The sequence below is a fragment of the Tissierella praeacuta DSM 18095 genome, from assembly GCF_900128955.1.
Lineage (GTDB): Bacteria > Bacillota > Clostridia > Tissierellales > Tissierellaceae > Tissierella > Tissierella praeacuta.
Window position 1 is genome coordinate 1 of record NZ_FQTY01000037.1, and the last position, 2,360, is coordinate 2,360.

At 28.7% G+C, this 2,360-nt stretch carries 3 protein-coding genes; all 3 read left to right on the plus strand.

Features of this window, described 5'->3' with window-relative positions; translation table 11 throughout:
* Positions 1-400: hypothetical protein (locus tag BUB33_RS16210; protein WP_200778258.1), on the plus strand; the 400-nt coding region annotated here is incomplete at its 5' end.
* Complete coding sequence (locus BUB33_RS15615) at positions 307-933, plus strand: hypothetical protein (RefSeq protein WP_072978153.1); 627 nt, start codon at positions 307-309, stop codon at positions 931-933. The genes BUB33_RS16210 and BUB33_RS15615, both read left to right, overlap by 94 nt.
* A 419-nt stretch (positions 934-1,352) precedes the next feature.
* Positions 1,353-2,360 (plus strand): MobV family relaxase (gene mobV / locus BUB33_RS15620; RefSeq protein ID WP_072978154.1); only part of this gene is annotated, 1,008 nt, incomplete at its 3' end.

Consider the following 2,360-nt stretch of genomic DNA (forward strand, 5'->3'; position numbering starts at 1 on the left):
TTGGATGATTCCTGGAATTGGTAAAGTAGTTGTAACAGGAGGAGCTATTTTGGTAGGTGGTATTGCTCTTTATAAAGTTAGTTCTGAGACTGCTAATAAGGTTAAGAAATGGTTAATAACAAAAGCAGAAGATAAATATCAAAAATTGGTTAATGATATTCCCTCTAGGTTTAGAAATGGTAATGTGGTAGATTTAGGTAAGTTTAATAAACGAGTAAAAAATGGTAATAGAGTAGGTTATGAAGAAAAAGGTGGTTGGGTTATCGAAGAGGATGATGCAGGTAATAAAGGACATGGAGGTAGTAAATGGAAACTAAAAACAAAAAAACAGGCAAAGAGTGGCAAGAAATCCGAAAGAACAGCTTCACTAGATTCCAATGGAAAGATTTTGAGAAAGTAGAGTTACTTTCCTCTCGTGAATTAATAGATAATCTTCATATATCTGAATTTCTTAGTAAATATTCTGAACCTGATTATTTAGATATAATAGATATTTTTCCTTTACAAATTTCTTCTGAATCAATTGCTTTTGGAGATGTAGAGCAATATTTTTATAAAACAGAGGTGGATAAATTTATTAGTAAATTTGTTAGAATTATTCTTAAATTACATTGTTATTACCCTTATACGAATATAATAGTTTCTCATACTGGTTTTCTTCTTGACCATGAAGGATGTAATTACAGTAAGCCCATGGAATATTTTGAAACTGTAATGTCTCCAGTAATTGTGGAACAAACGGAAAAATTTATAAATACTGTCTTTGATAATTTAGGTAATTCTTTAGTATCTTTTTACTTTAAATCAGAAAAGGCTTTAATTACTTTAGGTTCTGGTGAATTTTATGCGGTAGTTAAAATGTTAAAAAAGAATAATGAATTTATTGATTTATTAAAAAGCTTAGTTATTTCTGAAGGGTTATTTTTAAGATAATAAATATATCTTTAGAACCTGAGCCTATCAAGTTCTTTTTTATTACCAACTAATCTAGAGAGTGATTTCATCTGCTAAAATTTTTTAAGGCGAAGGAAAGATTATTTTTTTATATATCTTTGTCACCTTCGCCTTACTTTGTAAATAGCAGATGAAATTTATAAAATCAAGGTGGAGATTTTTCAAGTGGGTTTCTTGAAAAATACTACCTTGATTTTATAAAAATGAACGGAAATTTTGAAGTTTAGTTTTGGATCTAAAGGGGGTTAAGGGGAACTCCCCTTACAAGTTACCAAATTTTTGGTATAACTTGCTATACCAAAATGAAATATGCTAAAATAAGGTAGTCTTAATGTAAAATAGATTACCTTATTTTTATGTCGAAATTGAATTTTGGTATGCAGTAAAGGGGGATTGTTTTGGCTCATTTGATGAAAGCAAATAGAAACCAAGTCGGCGGACTTACAAGGCATTTTGAAAGATACAAAAAGGAAAATGGAGAATATATTAAGTTTGGAAATCAAGATATTGATACAGAAAAGACTAGGCTAAATTATAATCTTGCGGAAGATAAAAATCAGCTTGAGTTTATTAAGAAAAGAACTTCGGAAGTTAGATGTCTAAATAGAAAAGATGTAAATGTGATGTGTGATTGGGTTGTAACTTTACCTGAAAAAATAAAAACAGAGGAAGATCAGGAGAAGTTTTTTCAAGAAACCTATAATTTTCTAGAAAATGAATATGGCAAGGAAAATGTAATTTCAAGCTATGTTCATTTAGACGAAACTACACCACATATGCACTTTGCCTTTATACCAGTAGTTTTTGATAAGAAAAGGGGAGATTTGAAAGTATCTGCTAAGGAATTAATAACTAGAAAATACCTTCAGGAGTTTCACCCTAAACTTGAAAATCATATGGAGAAAGTCTTTGGTCGTGATATAGGTATCTTAAACGACGCTACAAAGGCTGGTAATAAATCTATTAGTGAACTTAAAGGGGAAACTATTAAAATGGAGTTAAAAGCCCTTAAAAACGATTTAGAGGCTTCTAAAAGGGAATTAGGTATGTTAGATATGGCTAAAGACGAAATAATGAAATTAGGGCGAATAGAGGCTAAAGAAAAGCTATTTAATAAAGATTATGTTGAAATCAAGAAAGATACTTTTGAAGAATTTAAAAATATGGCTAAAAATTATATGAAAGATACTATAGCTATTAAAAATACTAATATAAAATTACAGAAAAAAGTCAAAGACTTAGAAAAAGAGATTAATAGATTGATTGAAGAAAAAAAAGAAAATATTAAAAAAATGGATTTAGCAGAATTAAAAGAAAAAGCAGCTATGAGAAATAAAATTATAGATTTGGAAAAAAGATTAGAAAAATTAAGTGATTTTATAATTGACCAAGGATTAGAAAAAAAA